Annotated in this window: 4 protein-coding genes; all 4 read left to right on the forward strand. The window is 59.8% G+C overall.

From position 1 onward, the window contains the following. The first annotated feature begins 86 nt into the window (after positions 1 to 86). Positions 87 to 608 (forward strand): hypothetical protein, encoded by a 522-nt coding sequence (locus BG842_RS10365; RefSeq protein WP_069450674.1) that lies wholly within the window; start codon positions 87 to 89, stop codon positions 606 to 608. Between the two features lie 43 nt (positions 609 to 651). Continuing rightward, complete coding sequence (locus tag BG842_RS10370) at positions 652 to 999, forward strand: glutaredoxin (protein ID WP_069450675.1); 348 nt, start codon at positions 652 to 654, stop codon at positions 997 to 999. A gap of 105 nt (positions 1,000 to 1,104) precedes the next feature. Continuing rightward, positions 1,105 to 1,680 carry a hypothetical protein gene (locus BG842_RS10375; RefSeq protein ID WP_018128944.1) on the forward strand — a complete coding sequence of 192 codons (576 nt, stop codon included), beginning with the start codon at positions 1,105 to 1,107 and terminating at the stop codon, positions 1,678 to 1,680. A 208-nt stretch (positions 1,681 to 1,888) separates the two neighbouring features. Continuing rightward, positions 1,889 to 2,362: phosphoadenosine phosphosulfate reductase family protein (locus BG842_RS10380; protein WP_175424121.1), on the forward strand; the 474-nt coding region annotated here is incomplete at its 3' end.

The following is a 2,362-nucleotide window of genomic DNA, read 5'->3' on the forward strand; positions in this document are numbered from 1 at the left end:
GGCGTCGGCAGCGACGAGTAGCGTCACGAAAACCGACCCGGACCCGCGGCAGAAAGCATTTATTTTTCGATGGTAACTCCCGGAGTATGACCTCCAGACGGGTTCTCGTCGGAACTCTCACCCTCAGTTTGGTCGTCGGCTTCGTCCTCGGTTCGGCCGGGTCATCGCTGTTCGGTTTTCCCGCGAACGCGAGGAACGGCGTCGAGATACCGTCCGAATCCCTCGTCACCGCTACCGGGACGGGTTGTTCGGCGACGGTCGATACCGGCGGCTGGGTCGGCCAGCAACCGATTCACGACGTGATGGCTGTCTCGTTTAACGACACCATCGCGCACGAGGCGACCGTCATCGACGTGAACGCGACGCTGGAGTCCGGCGCGGACGGGGACTATTTCCTCCGCATCGAGACGAGTCCCGACCGCTCCGCATCGGCGAAGAAGGGGTCGCCGCTGGACGACTGTCAGCCGCAGACGACCATCGACGCGGCCGTTACGGTGCCGCGCGATTACGACACGATAACCGTCGTCATCGACGGCGAGACGGTGACGACCGTCGAAAACGACGGCAGTTCCTTCGCTCGCTACCGTCCCGTCAACGGCACGGCGTGACGCGGGCGCAACTTCTTTGCGGCGTGGGTGCCTACGCAACGGTATGACCTTCACACCCGGCGAACAGCTATCGGCCGAGGAAGTCGAGGAACGGGTCGATTCTACCATCGCGGACGAGGACGTCGTGCTTTTCATGAAAGGAACGCGCCTCATGCCGCAGTGCGGTTTCTCCATGCGCGCGGTCGAACTCCTCGACGCACATCTCGGAGACGAGTTCGAGACGGTGAACGTACTCGATAACCTAGATGCCTACCGCGAGGCGCTGTCGAGTCACAGCGGCTGGGAAACGATACCGCAGACGTACGTGGACGGCGAATTCATCGGCGGAAGCGACATCCTCGCCGAGATGGACGAACGAAATGAACTCGAATCGACACTTCGAACGGACTGACGTCAGTCCGTCGGTTGCACGCGCAATTGAAAGAGTAGACCCTATAAGTGCGCGGCGCGTACACAAATACGTACCGCCGACGGGAGACGGAACTCACGACTACAAATGAGCCAGGTATACCGACTACACTCGACGCTCGAATTGCCGCTTGAAACTGTTTACGACTACTTCGAAAGTGACCCAGAACTACCGGACGGAATCGACAGCGTCGATATCACCCGCCGGAACAACACTCTCATCATCAGCGCAGTTTCCTCGGACGAGAGCATCAGCAAGTACACGCCGACCGCGCAACTGAAAGCCAGCGTCTCCGAGACGCGCGTCTTCACCGAGGAGGAGGAGGCGCGACGCAACGCGCCCCGATGGGGGACTCCGGAAGAGGAAGAAGAGGAGGAACCGACTGGCGAACTCATCGAGATGGCCGCGTTCAAAGGCGACCGCGAGACGGTGCTCCAGAACAGCGCGGTGCAGTATCCGATGTTCGAGGTGCTTTGCACTATCGCGCGAAAGGCCGAGAAGGGCACGCTGACCGCCATCGCCGAAGTCGGTGGCGAACTGGAAGCCACCCGAATCGTCGATGGCGACGACCGCCCGGCGTCCATCGAAGTCGTCGAAGGACCGCGAAACGAAAACTCCTCGTCCAGTGGCGTGAACTGGCGCGACAACAAGTTCATCAGCTAATCGTCGTCCTGTTCCCCGTCCTCCCATCGATGCAAACTCCATCTCGCACGGATTCGCCCGCGAGAACTGACCGTTCGATTTTTGCCGCCGCCCCTCGTCGTGTGAGCCACGGCTCGAAAACGAGACGTATCAGACCGATTATTTTAAATGGTTCCTCACGCCGAGCCGAAAAGCACTTTAGCGACCTAATTATATGTAATTACACGTCATGGCAAACGACTTCCCCGACTACCTCGACGTGGATTACACGGACGGCGAAGGCGAGAACCCCGAAGACTATCCCTCGCTCGAAGACAAAATCGAGAAGGCGATAGACGTCACGCGCAAGGGTCTCGAAGAGTACGAGAACCCTGCCGTCATGTGGACCGGCGGTAAGGACTCCACGCTCACGCTCTACTTCATCAAGGAAGTCGCGGAGCGCTACGACTTGGAAGTCCCTCCGGCGGTGTTCATCGACCACTACCAGCACTTCCAGGAAATTCACGACTTCGTGGACTACTGGGCCGACGAGTGGGACTTGGAGGTCATCTACGCCCGCAACGAGGACGTGGGCGGCTACGTGGACGAACACGACCTCGAACCCGGCGACGACATCGAAATCGACGCGCTCTCGGAGCACAACCAACACCACGTCCGGGAACTCCTCGAATACGAGGAGGACACGTTCCCGTTCCTCCTCGAC

Origin of the sequence: Haladaptatus sp. W1 (assembly GCF_001723155.1) — an archaeon.
Lineage (GTDB): Archaea > Halobacteriota > Halobacteria > Halobacteriales > Haladaptataceae > Haladaptatus > Haladaptatus paucihalophilus.

Coding starts and splice junctions, on each gene's coding strand:
- BG842_RS10365 (WP_069450674.1), top strand. CDS start 87: ATGACCTCCAGACGGGTTCTCGTCGGAACTCTCACCCTCAGTTTGGTC.
- BG842_RS10375 (WP_018128944.1), top strand. CDS start 1,105: ATGAGCCAGGTATACCGACTACACTCGACGCTCGAATTGCCGCTTGAA.
- BG842_RS10370 (WP_069450675.1), top strand. CDS start 652: ATGACCTTCACACCCGGCGAACAGCTATCGGCCGAGGAAGTCGAGGAA.